Consider the following 16959-nt stretch of genomic DNA (forward strand, 5'->3'; position numbering starts at 1 on the left):
AACACCACGAGAGCGGAACCACCGGAGGAATAATCCGGCAGTTCACAGCGTCCTCGCTGTGTGTTTTCTTCAAAGGAACCACGCCCCGGACCAAATGGTCCGAAGACGGGGTATCAACATATCTGGCGTTGACTTTTGGCACGCTGTTGAGTTCTCAAGGAACGGACGCTTCCTTTAAAACCATCCCTGGTTTCTCCGGGCGCTTCCCTTCGGTGTCTCCGACTTTATCAGATTTCTCTGGGTCGGATTTCCACCCTCCCGAGAAATGATCCGGACGCACAGCGGCGCCGGGGTTCCTCGTTCCGGGGGAGGTGTAAACGTACTGGACGGCCGCGCCGGGAAGCAAATCGAGCCCGGAGCGGCCGTCCGTTCGCCTGATGCCGCGTCAGACCTCCACGACCACAGGGAGGATCATCGGACGCCTGCGGTAGGTGTCCGACACCCACTTCCCCACGGTCCGGCGGATCAGTTGCTGGAGCTGGTGGGGGTCGACGATGCCGTCCTGGGCGGATGAGGACAGGGATTCCTCGATCTTGGGAAGGACAGCGGAGAAGGCCGCGTCCTCGATTCCGGAGCCGCGTGCCTGGACATGCGGACCGCCCACGATCTTTCCTGTCGTGCTGTCCACGACCACGAAGACCGAGACGAAGCCCTCGTCCCCGAGGATGCGCCGGTCCTTGAGCGACGTCTCCGTCACGTCTCCCACCGACAGCCCGTCCACATACACGTAGCCGGCCTGGACCTTGCCGACGATCTTCGCCCTGCCGTCGACGAGGTCGACGACGACGCCGTCCTCGGCGATGACCACACGGTCGTGCGGCACTCCCGTGAGCGCGCCGAGTTCCGCGTTCGCCCGCAGATGGCGCCATTCGCCGTGCACCGGCATCAGGTTGCGCGGCTTGCAGATGTTGTAGAAGTACAGGAGTTCGCCCGCCGAAGCGTGGCCCGAGACATGGACCTTGGCGTTGCCCTTGTGGACGACGTTGGCGCCCCACCGCGTCAGGCCGTTGATCACGCGGTACACCGCGTTCTCGTTACCCGGGATCAGCGACGACGCAAGGATCACGGTGTCGCCGGGGACGATACGGATCTGGTGGTCCCGGTTGGCCATACGAGAAAGGGCGGCCATGGGCTCGCCCTGCGATCCCGTACAGACCAGCACGATCTCGTGATCCGGCAGATCGTCGAGCGTCTTGACGTCCACGACGAGCCCCGCCGGCACCCGGAGGTAGCCGAGATCCCGGGCGATGCCCATGTTGCGGACCATGGAACGGCCCACGAAGGCGACCCGTCGCCCGTGCTCGTGCGCCGCGTCCAGAATCTGCTGGATGCGGTGGACGTGGCTGGCGAAGCTCGCGACGATGATCCGCTTCTGCGCTCCGGCGAAGACCGTGCGCAGAACGTTGGAGATGTCGCGCTCGGGCGGGACGAAGCCGGGGACCTCGGCGTTCGTCGAGTCCGAGAGCAGCAGGTCGATGCCCTCCTCGCCGAGGCGGGCGAACGCCGGCAGGTCCGTGAGGCGACGGTCCAGCGGAAGCTGGTCCATCTTGAAGTCGCCGGTGTGCACGACCATGCCGGCCGGGGTGCGGATCGCCACCGCCAGGGCGTCCGGGATGGAGTGGTTGACGGCGACGAACTCGCAGTCGAACGGGCCGATGCGCTCGCTGTGCCCCTCGGCGACCTCGAGCGTGTACGGGCGGATCCGGTGCTCCTGGAGCTTCGCCTCGATCAGCGCGAGCGTGAGCTTGGAACCGATCAGCGGGATGTCCTGCTTCTCACGGAGCAGATACGGGACGCCGCCGATGTGGTCCTCGTGGCCGTGCGTGAGCACGATGCCGTCGATGTCGTCGAGGCGGTCCCGGATCGACGTGAAGTCGGGAAGGATCAGATCGACTCCGGGCTGCTCCTCCTCGGGGAAGAGCACTCCGCAGTCGACGATCAGCAACCTGCCGCCGTACTCGAAGACGGTCATGTTGCGGCCGATCTCGCCGAGACCGCCGAGGGGGGTGATGCGCAGACCTCCGTCGGGGAGCTGCGGCGGGGAGCCGAGCTCGGGGTGCGGATGACTCAAAAGACTCTCCTCACCACGCACGCCACCTGCCCCGGGTGAGGCAAGCGGCGCGCGTGACTTTCGTGCACTTGCAGTTGTCTTGGGTATGAAGTTGTGAAGTCTTTGACTACAGCTGTACCCCGCCGGCCGCGAGATCGCGCTGAAGCTGCTCGGTCTCTTCCGGAGTGAGTTCCACGAGCGGCAGCCGCAACGGTCCGCCCGGAAGACCCTGGAGCGCCAGCGCCGCCTTGGTCGTGATGACGCCCTGGGTGCGGAACATGCCGGTGAAGACCGGGAGGAGCTGCTGGTGGATCTCGGTCGCCTTGGTGACGTCACCGTTGAGGTGGGCGTCCAGCAGGGCGCGCAGCTCGGGGGTGACCAGGTGGCCGACGACCGAGACGTAGCCGATGGCGCCGACCGAGAGCAGCGGCAGGTTCAGCATGTCGTCGCCGGAGTACCAGGCCAGGCCGCTCCGGGCGATGGCCCAGCTCGCCCGTCCGAGGTCGCCCTTGGCGTCCTTGTTGGCCACGATCCGCGGATGGTCGGCGAGCCGCACGATCGTCTCGGTGTTGATCGGTACGCCGCTGCGGCCCGGGATGTCGTAGAGCATGACCGGCAGCTCGGTGGCGTCCGCGATCGCGCTGAAGTGCCGGAACAGGCCCTCCTGCGGGGGCTTGCTGTAGTACGGCGTGACAGCGAGGAGACCGTTCGCGCCGGCCTTCTCGGCCGCACGGGCGAGCTCGACGCTGTGCCGGGTGTCGTTGGTGCCTGCTCCGGCCACGACATGGGCCCGATCACCGACCGCCTCGACCACAGCCCGCACGAGCCGGGCTTTCTCCGCATCGCTGGTGGTCGGGGACTCGCCCGTGGTGCCGTTGACGACGATGCCGTCGTTCCCGGCGTTCACGAGGTGGGCGGCGAGCCGCTGCGCGCCGTCGAGGTCGAGTTCGCCGTCGTTTGTGAACGGCGTGACCATGGCGGTCAGGACCCGTCCGAAGGGGGTCTGCGGTGTCGAGGTCGGAGCCATGGCTCCCACGCTACTCGTAGCTGCCCGCGGCGTGCTCCCTCGGGGGGAGCCGGGATGCGGATCCCGGCACTGCCTGCTCGGGGGTTCAAGCAGTGCCGGGTCCGTAATTTCAGCCTAGATGAACTTTACGAAACGTCGCAATACGGACACTTCATGCGGTGGACGTGACGTCCGGGCCTACGGCGCGACACGGCCGTTCGCATTGAACGCCGCATGGGTGAGCGGCATCAGCCGCGCCCAGTGGGCCTCCATCTGCTCGCCCACCATCTCGATCTCGCGCTGCGGGAAGGACGGCACCTTCGCCAGCTCGTGCTGCGTGCGCAGGCCGAGGAAGTGCATCAGCGAGCGGGCGTTGCACGTCGCGTACATCGAGGAGAATAGGCCGACGGGGAGAACCGCGCGGGCCACCTCACGGGCGACCCCCGCGGCCAGCATCTCCTGGTACGCCTCGTACGCGTCCCGGTAGGAGTTCTCCATCGCGCGGACGGTCAGCTCCTGCTGCTCCGGGGTGCCGTCGACGAACTCGTACTTGCCGGGGCGGCCCTGCTGGACCAGCTTGCGGGAGGACCCCGGCACGTAGAAAACGGGCTGCAGCTCGCGGTAGCGACCGGACTCCTCGTTGTACGACCAGCCGACCCTGTGCCTCATGAACTCGCGGAAGACGAAGATCGGGGCGCTGATGAAGAAGGTCATCGAGTTGTGCTCGAACGGGCTGCCGTGCCGGTCGCGCATCAGAAAGTTGATCAGGCCCTTCGAGCGCTCCGGGTCCTTCGTCAGCTCCTCGAGGGACTGCTCGCCCGCCGTGGAGACCCGGGCCGCCCACAACACGTCGGAGTCGGTGGCGCTGTGCTTCACCAGCTCGACGGTCACATCACTGCGGAAGCTGGGCTTGGCGCTCTCGGCGGGGGTCTCGGTCACCGACGGGTCCTTCCATGTGCATCGCTCGGGCGGCGCCCAGCTTACGACCCCGCACCGACAGCCGGGCCCGTCCCCGGATCGTCACCCAAGAAGTCAGCGGAAACGGGCACCGGGCGGGCACTTCCGGCGTCTGTACAAGTAACAGAACACTTCGAGGCTTCCGGGAGGAGAGCCCTTCATGTTCCACAGCCGGCGAGAGCCCGTGCCCTTCGCCTTCGTCTCCGAGGCCGAGCACTTCCGCAGCAATGTCACACCCCCGCCCCGCCAGCGCCCCGAAGCCTCCCGCATAGCCGGGCGGGCCCTCATCGGGCTGACGGCTGTGGCCGGGCTCGTCGGCGCGCTGGTCTTCGGCGTCCCGGCCCTCCAGCCCGAGCAGCCGGGCTCGAGCGGGATCACGCAGCCGGAGGCGTCGCAGGGGCGCTGAGGGCTGAGCCGGTCGGCGCCCTGGGGTGGTCCGGCACCGCGTGCGTCGGTAGCCTCACCGGGCACAGCCCCATCGGCGTGCATGTGAGTGAGGACCAGCCGTGCCCCTGCCCTTCCTGACGGCCGACCGAGCCTTCGACGAGCTCGACGACGACCACGCGGACGGCGCCGCGCTGCCCCACGAGACGCAGGACCGCTGGCGCCGCCCGTACCGTCCGGGGCCCTGGCGGGTCGGCGCGGCGGCCGTCCTGCTGCTGCTCGCCTCGTACCTGCTCTTCGCCGCGATGATCGTGGCCTTCGCGGGTGCGCTGCCCGGTGCGGGCGTGTGCGTGGCGGCGGCCACTGCCGTGATCGCCGGTGCCCTGCGGATGCTGCGCGTGGGTGCCTGGGTGAGCGAGCTGGGCGTACGGCGCATCGGGTTCTTCTCGACGACGACCCTGCCCTGGGCGCGGGTCTCGGTCGTGAGGACCGTGCAGCAGCCGGTGAAGTGGCTCGGGCTGCCGCGTACGGTGCAGGGCCAGGCGGTCGTGGCCGTGCCGAACGCCGGTGATCCCCCGCGCCCCCTGATCACCGACCACAACGCCGACTTCCTCGGCCGCCCGGAGGCCTTCGACATGGCGGCGGACGCCGTGGAGGGCTGGGTGGCCGAATGCCGGAACTGACCGGCGTACCCCTGCGCGCGTACGTCCGGCTCCCGGCCGGGCGCCGCGCCGGACAGGTACTTTCCGGAAAGGTGCTTCAGAGCGCGCGGACCGGCTTCCCCTCGTGCAGCGCGATGGCCCGCTGCATGGCCTTGCGGGCGCGCGGGGTGTCCCGCGCGTCGTGGTAGGCGACCGCCAGCCGGAACCACACCCGCCAGTCGTCCGGCGCCTCCTCGGCCTCGGCCTTCCGCCGGGCGAACACCGCGTCCGCGGAGTCACGGTCGATGCGTCCGCTCGGGGTGCGGACCAGCTCGTCGACCGGCAGCCCGCCCTCCGCCTCCAGCTCCGCGGCCAGCCGGTTCGCGGCGCGCGCGAACCGGGTCGTCTGCCACAGGAACCAGGCGCCGATCACCGGCAGCACGAGCACGGACACCCCGAAGACCACGGTCAGCACGGTGCCCTGCCGGATGAGCAGCACACCGCGGCTGCCGACGAGGACGAAGTAGACGACCAGGACCGCCGCGAGGGCGAAGTACGTGACGCGTGCGCGCACTGCTGCTCCTGACACCGCCATCAGCCCAGGTCGAGGAAGTGCTCCAGCCCGACGGTGAGGCCGGGAGTGGAGACGACGCGGCGGACGCCGAGCAGGATGCCCGGCATGAACGAGCTGTGGTGCAGCGAGTCGTGGCGGATGGTGAGGGTCTCGCCGGTGCTGCCGAGGAGCACCTCCTGGTGCGCCAGCAGGCCCCGCAGCCGTACGGCGTGGACCGGAACGCCGTCCACGTCGGCGCCGCGCGCACCCTCCAGCGCCGTGCTCGTCGCGTCCGGCTGCGGCGGGCAGCCGGCCTCACGGCGGGCCTCGGCGATGAGCTGCGCGGTGCGGGTGGCGGTGCCGGACGGGGCGTCGGCCTTGCCCGGGTGGTGCAGCTCGATGACCTCGGTGGACTCGAAGAAGCGGGCCGCCTGCCGGGCGAAGCTCATGGTGAGCACGGCGCCGATCGAGAAGTTGGGGGCGATGAGCACGCCGGTCGACGGGGAGGCGTCGAGCCAGCCCCGCAGCCGGTCGAACCGCTCCTCCGTCCAGCCGGTGGTGCCGACGACGCCGTGGATGCCGTTGCGGACGCAGAACTCGAGGTTGCCCATGACGGCCTCGGGGTGGGTCAGGTCGACGGCGACCTGGGCGCCGCTCTCCGCCACCGCCTCCAGCCGGTCGTCCCGGTCCAGCGCGGCCACCAGCTCCATGTCCTCGGCGGCCTCGACGGACCGTGCGGCCTCGGAGCCGATACGGCCCTGGGCTCCGAGGACGGCCACCCGCAGCTTGTTGCTCATCGTGCTTCGAATCCCTTGCGTCGGTGCGTCATGCGGTGCGTCATGTCTCGGTACGTACTCGGTTCGTCCGGTCGATACGTGCGGGCGTCAGGCGACTGCGTCGTGGAGGCGGGACGCCTGCCGGTCCGTCAGAGGGCCGATCACCGAAAGCGAGGGCCGCTGCCCCAGCACGTCGCGCGCCACCTCCCGTACGTCGTCCGGAGTGACCGCGGCGATTCTGCCGAGCATCTCGTCGACCGACATCTGCTCGCCCCAGCACAGCTCGCTCTTGCCGATGCGGTTCATCAGCGCGCCGGTGTCCTCCAGGCCGAGGACGGTGGAGCCGGAGAGCTGGCCGACCGCCCGCTCCAGCTCCTCGTCCGGCAGACCGTGCTCGGCGACCCGGTCCAGTTCGTCACGGCAGATCTTCAGGACGTCGTCGACCTGGCTGGGGCGGCAGCCCGCGTAGACGCCGAAGAGCCCGCAGTCGGCGAAGCCGGAGGTGTAGGAGTAGACCGAGTACGCCAGACCGCGCTTTTCGCGGACCTCCTGGAAGAGGCGGGAACTCATGCCGCCGCCCAGGGCCGTGTTGAGGACGCCCATCGCCCAGCGGCGGTCGTCGGTGCGGGGCATGCCGGGCATGCCCAGGACGATGTGCGCCTGCTCCGTCCTGCGGTCCAGGACGTCGACGCGGCCGTTCGCGCGGAGCGCCCGGCTGCCGGTGCGGGGACCCACGGGGACGGCGTCCTCGCGGCCGAGGGCGCCGGCACGCTCGAAGGCGTCCCGCACCTGCCGTACGACGGTGGCGTGATCGACGTTGCCGGCGGCCGCGACGATCAGGTGCGTGGGGTCGTAGTGCTTCTTGTAGAAGCGGGCGATGCTGTCGCGGGTGAGTCCGTTGACCGTGTCGACGGTGCCGAGCACGGGGCGGCCCAGCGGGGAGTCGCCGAACATGGTGCCGGCGAACAGGTCGTGCACGCAGTCGCCCGGATCGTCCTCGGTCATGGCGATCTCTTCGAGGACCACGCCCCGCTCGGCCTCGATGTCGGCCGGCTCGATGAGCGAACCGGTGAGCATGTCGCACACCACGTCGATGGCCAGCGGCAGATCGGTGTCGAGCACCCGCGCGTAGTAGCAGGTGTACTCCTTCGCCGTGAAGGCGTTCATCTCGCCGCCGACCGCGTCGATGGCGGCGGAGATCTCCAGGGCGGTGCGCCGCTTCGTGCCCTTGAAGAGGAGGTGCTCGAGGTAGTGGGTGGCGCCGCCCAGCGCCGGGGTCTCGTCGCGCGAACCGACGTTGGCCCAGATGCCGAAGGTGGCGGACCGTACGGAGGGCAGGGTCTCGGTCAGGACCCGCAGACCACCGGGGAGGGTGGTCCTGCGGACCGTACCGATGCCGTTCTCGCCCTTGAGAAGCGTTTGGGTACGGGCGACGGCCCGCCCCTCGGATGAGGTGCGGGCCGTCGTGCCGTGACTACGGGAGGTCACTTGGCGGCGTCGTCCTTGGACTGCGGCTTGGCCTCGGCCTCGTCGCCATCCTCGCCCTCCATGACGGGGATGAGGGAGAGCTTGCCGCGCTGGTCGATCTCGGCGATCTCGACCTGGACCTTGGCACCGACCTGGAGCACGTCCTCGACGTTCTCCACACGCTTGCCGCCGGCGAGCTTGCGGATCTGCGAGATGTGCAGCAGGCCGTCCTTGCCGGGCATCAGCGAGACGAAGGCACCGAAGGTGGTGGTCTTCACGACCGTGCCCAGGTAGCGCTCGCCGACCTCGGGCATCGTCGGGTTGGCGATGCCGTTGATCGTGGTGCGGGCGGCCTCGGCGGCCGGGCCGTCGGCGGCACCGATGTAGATGGTGCCGTCGTCCTCGATGGTGATGTCGGCCCCGGTGTCCTCCTGGATCTGGTTGATCATCTTGCCCTTGGGGCCGATGACCTCGCCGATCTTGTCCACGGGGATCTTGATGGTGATGATCCGCGGGGCGTTCGGGGACATCTCGTCCGGGACGTCGATGGCCTCGTTCATGACGTCGAGGATGTGCAGACGCGCGTCGCGGGCCTGCTTGAGGGCCGCGGCGAGCACGGACGCCGGGATGCCGTCCAGCTTGGTGTCGAGCTGCAGGGCGGTGACGAACTGCTTGGTGCCGGCGACCTTGAAGTCCATGTCACCGAACGCATCCTCGGCCCCGAGGATGTCGGTCAGCGCAACGTAGTGCGTCTCGCCGTCGACCTGCTCGGAGATGAGGCCCATGGCGATACCGGCGACGGCGGCCTGCAGCGGCACACCGGCGTTCAGCAGCGACATGGTGGAGGCGCAGACCGAGCCCATGGAGGTCGAACCGTTGGAGCCGAGCGCCTCGGAGACCTGGCGGATGGCGTACGGGAAGTCCTCGCGGGACGGCAGCACCGGCAGGATCGCCCGCTCGGCGAGCGCGCCGTGGCCGATCTCGCGGCGCTTCGGGGAGCCCACGCGGCCCGTCTCACCGACGGAGTAGGGCGGGAAGTTGTAGTTGTGCATGTAGCGCTTGCGCGTCTCGGGCGCGAGCGTGTCGAGCTGCTGTTCCATGCGGAGCATGTTCAGCGTGGTGACACCCAGGATCTGGGTCTCGCCGCGCTCGAACAGCGCCGAGCCGTGCACCCGCGGGATCGCCTCGACCTCGGCGGCGAGCGTACGGATGTCCGTGACGCCGCGGCCGTCGATGCGGACCTTGTCCTTGATGACGCGCTCGCGGACCAGGGTCTTGGTCAGCGACCGGTACGCCGCGGAGATCTCCTTCTCGCGGCCCTCGAACTGCGGGAGCAGCTTCTCGGCGGCCACGGCCTTGACGCGGTCGAGCTCGGCCTCGCGCTCCTGCTTGCCGGCGATGGTCAGCGCCTGGGCGAGCTCGTCGCGTACGGCGGCGGTCAGCGCCTCCAGGACGTCGTCCTGGTAGTCGAGGAAGACCGGGAACTCGCCGGTCGGCTTGGCAGCCTTGGCGGCCAGCTCCGACTGGGCCTTGCACAGGGCCTTGATGAACGGCTTCGCGGCCTCGAGACCGGCGGCGACGACCTCCTCGGTCGGAGCCTCGGCGCCGTCCTTGACGAGCTGGATCGTCTTCGTGGTGGCCTCGGCCTCGACCATCATGATCGCGACGTCGCCGTCGTCCAGGACGCGCCCGGCGACGACCATGTCGAAGACGGCGTTCTCGAGCTCGCTGTGGGTCGGGAACGCCACCCACTGGCCGTTGATGAGGGCGACGCGGGTGCCGCCGATCGGGCCGGAGAAGGGCAGGCCGGCGAGCTGCGTGGAGCAGGAGGCGGCGTTGATCGCGACCACGTCGTAGAGGTGGTCGGGGTTGAGCGCCATGATCGTCTCGACGATCTGGATCTCGTTGCGCAGGCCCTTCTTGAAGGAGGGGCGCAGCGGGCGGTCGATCAGGCGGCACGTGAGGACGGCGTCCTCGGAGGGACGGCCCTCACGGCGGAAGAACGAGCCGGGAATGCGCCCGGCGGCGTACATCCGCTCCTCGACGTCGACCGTCAGCGGGAAGAAGTCGAGCTGGTCCTTGGGGTTCTTGGAAGCGCTGGTGGCCGACAGCACCATGGTGTCGTCGTCCAGGTAGGCGACGGCGGAGCCGGCGGCCTGGCGGGCCAGACGGCCCGTCTCGAAGCGGATCGTGCGGGTACCGAAAGAGCCGTTGTCGATGACGACCTCGGCGTAGTGGGTCTCGTTCTCCACCAGGAATATCTCCTCGTCTGCGTCCCTCGCCCGTGTGGCGGGGGACGATGGCGGTGGAGCGCCTCCTCGTTGCGGGCCGGTCTTCGATCGAAGCACCCGGGGCAGCTGCAGCCGTTTCGCTGCGCTGCGGCTCCCGGGGGCCACTACCGAGGACCGGCGGCGGGTGGGGCGCCCCTCCTCGTTCTTCTTTGTCCAGTTGTCGTTATGGCGTTGTGCGACCAGACTACAAAGCTTCGGCCGTCCTCACGACGGCTGAAACGTCTGGTGTGCGCGGGAGCCGTGGGGCTCCCCCGCCGGAGCACTGTGTGTGCGTCCGCTTTCCGTCCGTAGGGGACGGGTGTCCTTCCGCCTCCGGGAGCCGAGTTTCGCGCGTACGGCACACCGCCCGCGCATACGGCAAAGGAGCGGCCCCCTCGTACGGGAACCGCTCCCTTTCACCGCGTCCTACCGGGCGCCCGCAGCACCGCGGCGGATGCCGAGGCGTTCCACGAGCTGGCGGAAGCGGGTGATGTCCTTCTTCGCCAGGTACTGCAGAAGCCGGCGGCGCTGGCCGACCAGGAGCAGCAGACCACGGCGGGAGTGGTGGTCGTGCTTGTGGGTCTTGAGGTGCTCGGTGAGGTCGGTGATGCGACGGGTCAGCATGGCGACCTGGACCTCGGGGGAGCCGGTGTCACCCTCCTTGGTGGCGTACTCGGCCATGATCTTCTTCTTCGTTGCGGCGTCGAGCGACACGCGGAACTCCTCTGATTCTCGTTTCTGGCCACCGAGTGCCCCTGGTCTACATCTCAGGGGAGCTTCCGTGACTCGGAAGGCGGGGCTCGCTGGGCGCTGCCATCGGTCCCTGCTCGGGGCAGGTACCGGGGGCGCGTACGCAAACGGCCGTTGAACAGAGTACCAGCGGGTGACCGGTGCTTCTGCACCGGTCACCCGCTGGTACGGATCAGACCCGGACCTCAGCGGCGATGTCTGCTAACTCGTCAGGCTCCGCACCGACGCGTAGACGTCCAGCACGGCAAGGCAGAGCGGAACGAGGGAGAGCAGCACCAAGCCGTCGAAGATGTCGAGCATCCGGCCCCAGAACGGGGAGACGCCCGCCCGCGGGACGGCCAGTCCGATGGCCACGAGGAGCGCCGCACCCAGACCGATACTGCCGGAGAACCATACGGTGCGGATGTTCAGCGGTCCGCCGTTGTCGTCCTCGTACAGCGAGCGGAGCGCCTCCACCGGGGGCTCCAGGGCGATGCCCAGGACGAGCAGCAGGATGATGAGGATCCCGCCGATCAGCAGGCACGCCACTTGCGAGGTGTAGTCGAAGAGCCGGGCGCGCAACATCATCGTCACGCCCGCGGCGAGCGCCAGCAGCTGCGCCATTCCGTTGTCGGAGAAGCCGAGGACCGCGCCGGCGGCCGCCACCACGAGGGCCGAGCAGCCGGCGACCAGGCCGAGGAGGAGTTCGTGGCCGCGGCGGGCCTGGGCGCCGATCCGTGCGGCGTCGACGGTGTCGTCCTCCGGCATGTGGTTGCGGCCGTCGTAGTCGCGGCCCTGGATGATCTGGTCGGGCGAGCGGTAGCCGATGGGCAAGCGTGCGAAGCGGGCCGACCATCCGGGGAGCCAGGCCACCATGGCGATGCCGACGACCCCGGTGACCGCGGCGACCTCACGCGGCGGAGCGTCGGTGAGGACGGCCGCGAAGGTGGCGAGCGTACCGGCCGCGGCAAGGAAGGCGGCCGCGACGAAGGGGGAGTCGCCCCGTGGGAGCAGCGCCACCAGCAGGACGGAGGCGATGAGCACCACGACGCAGCCGACGAGGAAGTGCAGTCGGCCGGGCCCCTCACCGCTGTCCGTCGGGAAGATCCCGGAGCCTGCGAGGAAGAGGTGCGGGATGGAGGCGAGCCCGAGCGCGATGGACGAGCGGTGGTCGTCGTAGACCCGCGCGCGGACGCCGGCCAGCGCGACCAGTGCCACACCCACCACTCCGGCGATGACGCCGGGCAGCCGGTGCATGTCACGGTCCAGCGGGTTCGAGAACCACAGCGCGAACGCCATCATGGTCAGCAGCAGCACACCGAAGGTCAGACCGACGGTGTTCATCATGTCGTCGCTCCAGCGACGACGGTCGCGCCGCACGGCGGATGCCACGGCGTCGGAGACGTCGTCGTAGACCGCGGGCGGGAGCGATTCGGCGAACGGGCGCAGCAGCAGCAGATCACCGTCGAGGATGCGCTGCTCGGCCAGCGAGCGTGCGGCGTCCAGCACCGTGCCGTCGCGGCGTACCAAGTGATAGCCGGTCGGGGCGCCTTCGGCCTGCGCTTGGCCGGAGAGCTGGAGGATCTCCGGGTAGATGTCGACGAGTGCGACGTCCTCGGGCAGGGCCACGTCGATCCGTGCGTCCGGCGCGGCGACTGTGACCCGGCAGAAGCCGGTCCCAGCTGTCGTGCTCACCTGGCGGTTCCCCCTAGTCCGTGGTGGATGTTTGATGGGACGCCGACAGAACTGTCGGCGGCGGCGGTGGGTCAGCGTACCGTCCGCCGGCGTCAACACACCCACCCGCCCCGACCGTTGTTCAGGTCAGTAGGATCACCGGCCTGTGCCCGTGGACGAAGTCGATCGGCACAGGGGGGCCGTTCAACAACGGGGGCGGTCCGAACTGCGAGTTTCATGAAGGACTGGTGCCTCGGTGAGCGTGGTCATCGTCAAGCGCCCGCCTCGGGCTCTGCCGCCCGAAGTTCCCGGCGAGGAGGTGACGCTCGAACCCCCGCCGGAACTGCCCCGCGAGGGGGACAACAACCTGCTGATGAACCTGATGCCCATGCTGGGCATGGGGTCGTCGGCCGCCATCTTCTTCATGCCCGGCATGAATCCCATCATGAAGGTCATGGGTGGCGTGATGGCCGTCTCCACCGTGGCCATGGTCGTGGTGCAGATCGTGAAGGCCCGGCAAGGACCTGGTGGGGACCTTGTGCAGGAGCGGCAGGACTATCTGAAGTACCTGGCACAGAAACGCCGCGAAGTCCGCCGCACCGCCCACAAGCAGCGCGACGCGCAGTTCTTCCTCCACCCCAACCCCGAGCAACTGTGGTCCCTGGCCACCGAGGGGAAGAGGGTCTGGGAACGGCGGTCCACCGACCCCGACTTCGCCCAGGTGCGCGTCGGTCTCGGCCCTCAGCAGCTCGCGACCCCGCTCAAAGCCCCCGAGACCGCTCCGGTCGACGAGCTGGAGCCGCTCACGGCCCATGCGATGAAGCAGTTCCTGGCGTCGCACGGGACCATCGAAGACCTCCCGCTCGCGGTGTCGTTGCGCGCCTTTTACCACGTGACGGTCTCCGGCGACCCCGACACCGTCTACGGAACGGCGCGCGCGATCCTGGCGCAGCTGTGCACCCTCCAGTCCCCCGAAGACCTGATGGTCGCGGTCGTGGCCGCACCGGGAGCACTGATCGAGTGGGAGTGGGTGAAGTGGCTCCCCCATGCCCAGGACTCCTCCGTCGACGGCGCCGGAACCCGTCGCCTGATCGTCGGCGATCTGGGCGAGATCGAGGAGCTCCTCGCCGATGAGCTGAACGACCGCGGGCGGTTCAACCCTCAGTCGCCCCCGGTGATGGACACACCGCACGTGGTGGTCGTGCTGGACGGCGGCGACGTCCCGGCCGAATCGGTGATAGCCGGCGCCGAGGGCCTGCAGGGCGTGACCATCCTCGAGGTGGTCCCCGGCGATCTCGAGGAGATGCGCGGCGGGCTGTCGCTTCACGTGTCCCCCGGCAAGCTGGTGCTCGAATCGGCCGGCGGCGCGGTCTACAACGGGAAGTGCGACGTCCTGTCGATCTCCGAGGCGGAGTCGCTCGCCCGCCAGCTGGCCCCGCTGCGGGCCGGTACGGCCGACGGCGACGAACCGCTGCTGGCGAACCTCGACTTCACCGACCTCATGGGCATCGGCGACGCCGGGGCGATCGACGTCTCGCGGACCTGGCGGCCGCGGTCGCTGCACGAGCGCCTCCGGGTGCCGATCGGTGTCGACAAGGACGGCCAGCCGGTCATGCTGGACATCAAGGAGGCCTCGCAGGAGGGCATGGGCCCGCACGGACTGTGTGTCGGCGCGACCGGTTCCGGTAAGTCCGAGGTGTTGCGCACCCTGGTGCTCGCGCTGGCTGTCACGCACTCCTCGGAGACCCTCAACTTCATCCTCGCCGACTTCAAGGGCGGCGCCACGTTCACGGGCATGGCCGACATGCCGCACGTGGCGGCGGTGATCACGAACCTGGCCGACGACCTCACCATGGTCGACCGCATGCGCGACTCGATCACCGGTGAGCTGCAGCGCCGCCAGGAGCTCCTGCGCTCGGCCGGCAACTACGCCAACATCACGGACTACGAGAAGGCACGTGCTGCCGGTGCTCCGCTCGACCCGCTGCCGTCGCTGGTGATGGTGCTGGACGAGTTCAGCGAACTGCTCACCGCCAAGCCCGACTTCATCGACATGTTCATCCAGATCGGCCGGATCGGCCGATCCATGGGTGTGCACATGCTGCTCGCCTCACAGCGTCTGGAGGAGGGCAAGCTTCGCGGCCTGGACACCTTCCTCTCCTACCGTCTCGGCCTGCGCACGTTCTCAGCAGCCGAATCCCGGACGGCGATCGGTGTGCCCGACGCCTACCACCTTCCCAATGTGCCGGGTTCGGGCATTTTGAAGTACGACACAGAGACGATGATCCAGTTCAAGGCTGCCTATGTCTCGGGGCCGTACCGGGCGAGCGGAGCCCGGGCGAGCGGAGGCCGGAACCGTACGGACCGCCTGCCGGTGGCCTTCACCGCCGCTCCCGTCGTACGGCATGTCCTCGAGGAGCCGGAGTTCGAGCCGGAGGCGCCGGAGGTGGACGATGCCCTGGCGGACACCGTGCTCGATGTGATCGTGCAGCGGCTTCAGGGACAGGGCCCGCCCGCGCACCAGGTGTGGCTTCCGCCGCTCGACGACTCACCGTCGGTCGACCGGATGCTTCCGGCGCTCTCCGTCACGCCGGAGCGTGGTGTCCATGCTGCGGAGTACACGGCCCTCGGCAAGCTCGTCGTGCCGGTCGCGATCGTGGACAAGCCGTTCGAGCAGCGCCGCGATGTGATGTACCTGGACTTCTCCGGATCGGCCGGTCACGGCCTGGTGGTCGGTGGCCCGCAGTCGGGCAAGTCCACCCTGATGCGTGCCGCCATGGCGACGTTCGCGCTCACCCACACCCCGGTCGAAGTGCAGTTCTACTGCCTCGACTTCGGTGGCGGCGGCATGCTCGCGATGGAGGGGCTGCCGCACGTCGGCGGAGTGGCGTCCCGGCTCGACGCGGAGAAGGTGCGTCGCACGGTGTCCGAGGTCGTCGGCATCCTCAACGCCCGGGAGGAGTTCTTCCGGGACAACAACATCGACTCGATGCACACGTACCGGCAGCGGCGCGCCGCCGGTCAGTACCCGGACCAGGCGTGGGGCGACGTCTTCCTGATCATCGACGGCTGGGGAACCTTCAAGACCGACTACGAGCAGATGGACCCGGTGATCCTCGACATCGCCGGGCGCGGTCTCGGCTTCGGTATCCACCTGGTCATCGGTGCCGCCCGCTACACCGAGGTCCGGCCCGCCCTGCGCGACCAGTTGCTCAACCGGGTGGAGCTGCGCCTCGGTGACCCGATGGAGTCGGAGTTCGACCGCAAGCGGGCCGAAGCCGTGCCGATGGGCAAGCCCGGCCGCGGCCTGTCCCCGGACAAGCTCAACTACCTGGGCGGGCTTCCGCGTCTGGACGGCTCGAGCGATCCGAGCACTCTCGGCGAGGGCATGAATCACTTGGTGACCACTGTCGCCCAGCACTGGTCGGGGCCGGTTGCCCCGAAGGTCCGGATGCTGCCGACGATGCTCCGGGTCAGCGAACTGCCGAAGGGCAACGACTTCCCGGAGCGCGGCATCGCGATCGGTGTCGACGAGACGTCGCTGTCCCCGGCGTTCATCGACTTCGAGACCGACCCGCTGTTCGTCATCTACGGCGAGAGCGAGTCCGGGAAGTCCTCGGTGCTCAGGATGCTGGCCAAGCAGATCTCGGAGCGGTACGCGTCGGACAAGGCGCTGATGGTCGTGGCGGACTACCGTCGAGCGCTGCTCGGCGAGCTCCCCGACAGCCACCTGTACAAGTACTGCGCCGCCGGACCGCAGTTGCAGGAGGTCCTCACCGGATTGGCGGGCTCCCTGGGCCGCCGTATGCCGGGGCCGGACGTCACTCCGGAGCAGCTGCGCAACCGCAGTTGGTACGACCTCCCGGACGCCTTCGTCATCGTGGACGACTACGACCTGGTCGCGAGCGGAGCGAACCCGCTGCAGCCGCTACTGGAGTACCTGCCGTTCGCCCGCGACCTCGGTCTGCGCCTGATCCTGGCCCGCAGCTCGTCGGGCGCCTCGCGGTCGTCGTTCGAGCCCGTGATGCAGCGGACGAAGGAGCTGGGTGCTCAGGGTCTGATCCTGTCCGGCGACCCGGGCGAGGGCGCGCTCATGGGCAACGTCAAGGCGACCCGGCTGACGCCCGGCCGGGGTCAGTTCGTCACGCGGAAGCGCGGGGCACAGCTGGTCCAGACGGGCTGGCTGCCTCGGCAGGGATGACGGGTTCCTGACGCGGGGTACGGCCGCACTGTGGCCGTACCCCGCGCAGGTGCACTGGATCCGGGGGTGCGGATGCCCAGGCATGCCCCCACGGACCTGCACCCCGCACAGATGGAGCGGCGGGGGGGGGGGGGCGGGGGGGGGGGCCCCCCCCCGGGGGGGGGGGGGGGGGGGGGGGGGGGGGGGGGGCGGGGGGGGGGGGGGGGGGGGGGGGGGGGGGGGGGGGGGGGGGGGGTGGTGGGGGGGGGGCG

The 16959-nt window shown here is 69.4% G+C and carries 13 protein-coding genes; 4 read left to right on the plus strand and 9 right to left on the minus strand.

The window, feature by feature from the left end; genetic code table 11:
* The coding region (locus tag ACGFNH_RS08370) for a hypothetical protein (RefSeq protein WP_393652272.1) at positions 1-269 on the plus strand (269 nt) is incomplete at its 5' end.
* Positions 270-385: 116 nt separating this feature from the next.
* Here ACGFNH_RS08370 and ACGFNH_RS08375 read toward each other — a convergent pair.
* The 3 genes from ACGFNH_RS08375 to thyX all read right to left on the minus strand — a co-directional run bounded on the left by ACGFNH_RS08375 (position 386) and on the right by thyX (position 3995).
* Positions 386-2071 (minus strand): ribonuclease J, encoded by a 1686-nt coding sequence (locus ACGFNH_RS08375; RefSeq protein WP_393652273.1) that lies wholly within the window; start codon positions 2069-2071, stop codon positions 386-388.
* 106 nt (positions 2072-2177) lie between these two features.
* Positions 2178-3077, minus strand: a complete 900-nt coding sequence (gene dapA / locus ACGFNH_RS08380; protein WP_393652274.1) for a 4-hydroxy-tetrahydrodipicolinate synthase — start codon at positions 3075-3077, stop codon at positions 2178-2180.
* Positions 3078-3254: 177 nt separating this feature from the next.
* Positions 3255-3995, minus strand: a complete 741-nt coding sequence (gene thyX / locus ACGFNH_RS08385) for an FAD-dependent thymidylate synthase (RefSeq protein WP_393652275.1) — start codon at positions 3993-3995, stop codon at positions 3255-3257.
* Between the two features lie 178 nt (positions 3996-4173).
* Here thyX and ACGFNH_RS08390 point away from each other — a divergent pair, with 178 nt between their 5' ends.
* Together ACGFNH_RS08390 and ACGFNH_RS08395 are read left to right on the plus strand one after the other, a co-directional pair.
* A complete protein-coding gene (locus ACGFNH_RS08390) occupies positions 4174-4419 on the plus strand; it encodes a hypothetical protein (protein WP_393652276.1) in 246 nt (81 codons plus the stop codon).
* 100 nt (positions 4420-4519) lie between these two features.
* Positions 4520-5080 carry a hypothetical protein gene (locus ACGFNH_RS08395; protein ID WP_393652277.1) on the plus strand — a complete coding sequence of 187 codons (561 nt, stop codon included), beginning with the start codon at positions 4520-4522 and terminating at the stop codon, positions 5078-5080.
* 76 nt (positions 5081-5156) lie between these two features.
* Here ACGFNH_RS08395 and ACGFNH_RS08400 read toward each other — a convergent pair whose 3' ends face one another.
* The 6 genes from ACGFNH_RS08400 to eccD form a co-directional block, all read right to left on the minus strand.
* Positions 5157-5612, minus strand: a complete 456-nt coding sequence (locus ACGFNH_RS08400) for a hypothetical protein (RefSeq protein WP_393652278.1) — start codon at positions 5610-5612, stop codon at positions 5157-5159.
* Between the two features lie 20 nt (positions 5613-5632).
* Positions 5633-6388 (minus strand): 4-hydroxy-tetrahydrodipicolinate reductase, encoded by a 756-nt coding sequence (gene dapB, locus ACGFNH_RS08405; protein WP_393652279.1) that lies wholly within the window; start codon positions 6386-6388, stop codon positions 5633-5635.
* Between the two features lie 87 nt (positions 6389-6475).
* The gene (locus ACGFNH_RS08410; RefSeq protein ID WP_393652280.1) at positions 6476-7855 is read right to left on the minus strand and encodes a M16 family metallopeptidase; all 1380 of its coding nucleotides are present in this window, start codon (positions 7853-7855) and stop codon (positions 6476-6478) included.
* Entirely contained in the window at positions 7852-10086 is a 2235-nt protein-coding gene (locus ACGFNH_RS08415; RefSeq protein WP_393652281.1) for a polyribonucleotide nucleotidyltransferase, read from the minus strand. The genes ACGFNH_RS08410 and ACGFNH_RS08415 overlap by 4 nt, the downstream gene beginning before the upstream one ends.
* A gap of 444 nt (positions 10087-10530) precedes the next feature.
* A complete protein-coding gene (gene rpsO / locus ACGFNH_RS08420) occupies positions 10531-10818 on the minus strand; it encodes a 30S ribosomal protein S15 (RefSeq protein WP_393652282.1) in 288 nt (95 codons plus the stop codon).
* A gap of 237 nt (positions 10819-11055) precedes the next feature.
* Positions 11056-12528, minus strand: coding sequence for a type VII secretion integral membrane protein EccD (eccD, locus tag ACGFNH_RS08425; RefSeq protein ID WP_393652283.1), 1473 nt, complete (start codon positions 12526-12528; stop codon positions 11056-11058).
* A 235-nt stretch (positions 12529-12763) separates the two neighbouring features.
* On the opposite strand from eccD, the gene eccCa reads away from it, so the two are divergent.
* Complete coding sequence (gene eccCa / locus ACGFNH_RS08430) at positions 12764-16708, plus strand: type VII secretion protein EccCa (protein ID WP_393652284.1); 3945 nt, start codon at positions 12764-12766, stop codon at positions 16706-16708.
* The last annotated feature ends 251 nt before the right edge of the window (positions 16709-16959 follow it).

This window comes from Streptomyces sp. NPDC048639, assembly GCF_043199075.1.
Lineage (GTDB): Bacteria > Actinomycetota > Actinomycetes > Streptomycetales > Streptomycetaceae > Streptomyces.

Bases quoted from the DNA above. Each gene is read 5' to 3' on its own strand.
- dapB (WP_393652279.1), bottom strand. From the start codon at position 6,388: ATGAGCAACAAGCTGCGGGTGGCCGTCCTCGGAGCCCAGGGCCGTATC.
- dapA (WP_393652274.1), bottom strand. From the start codon at position 3,077: ATGGCTCCGACCTCGACACCGCAGACCCCCTTCGGACGGGTCCTGACC.
- ACGFNH_RS08390 (WP_393652276.1), top strand. From the start codon at position 4,174: ATGTTCCACAGCCGGCGAGAGCCCGTGCCCTTCGCCTTCGTCTCCGAG.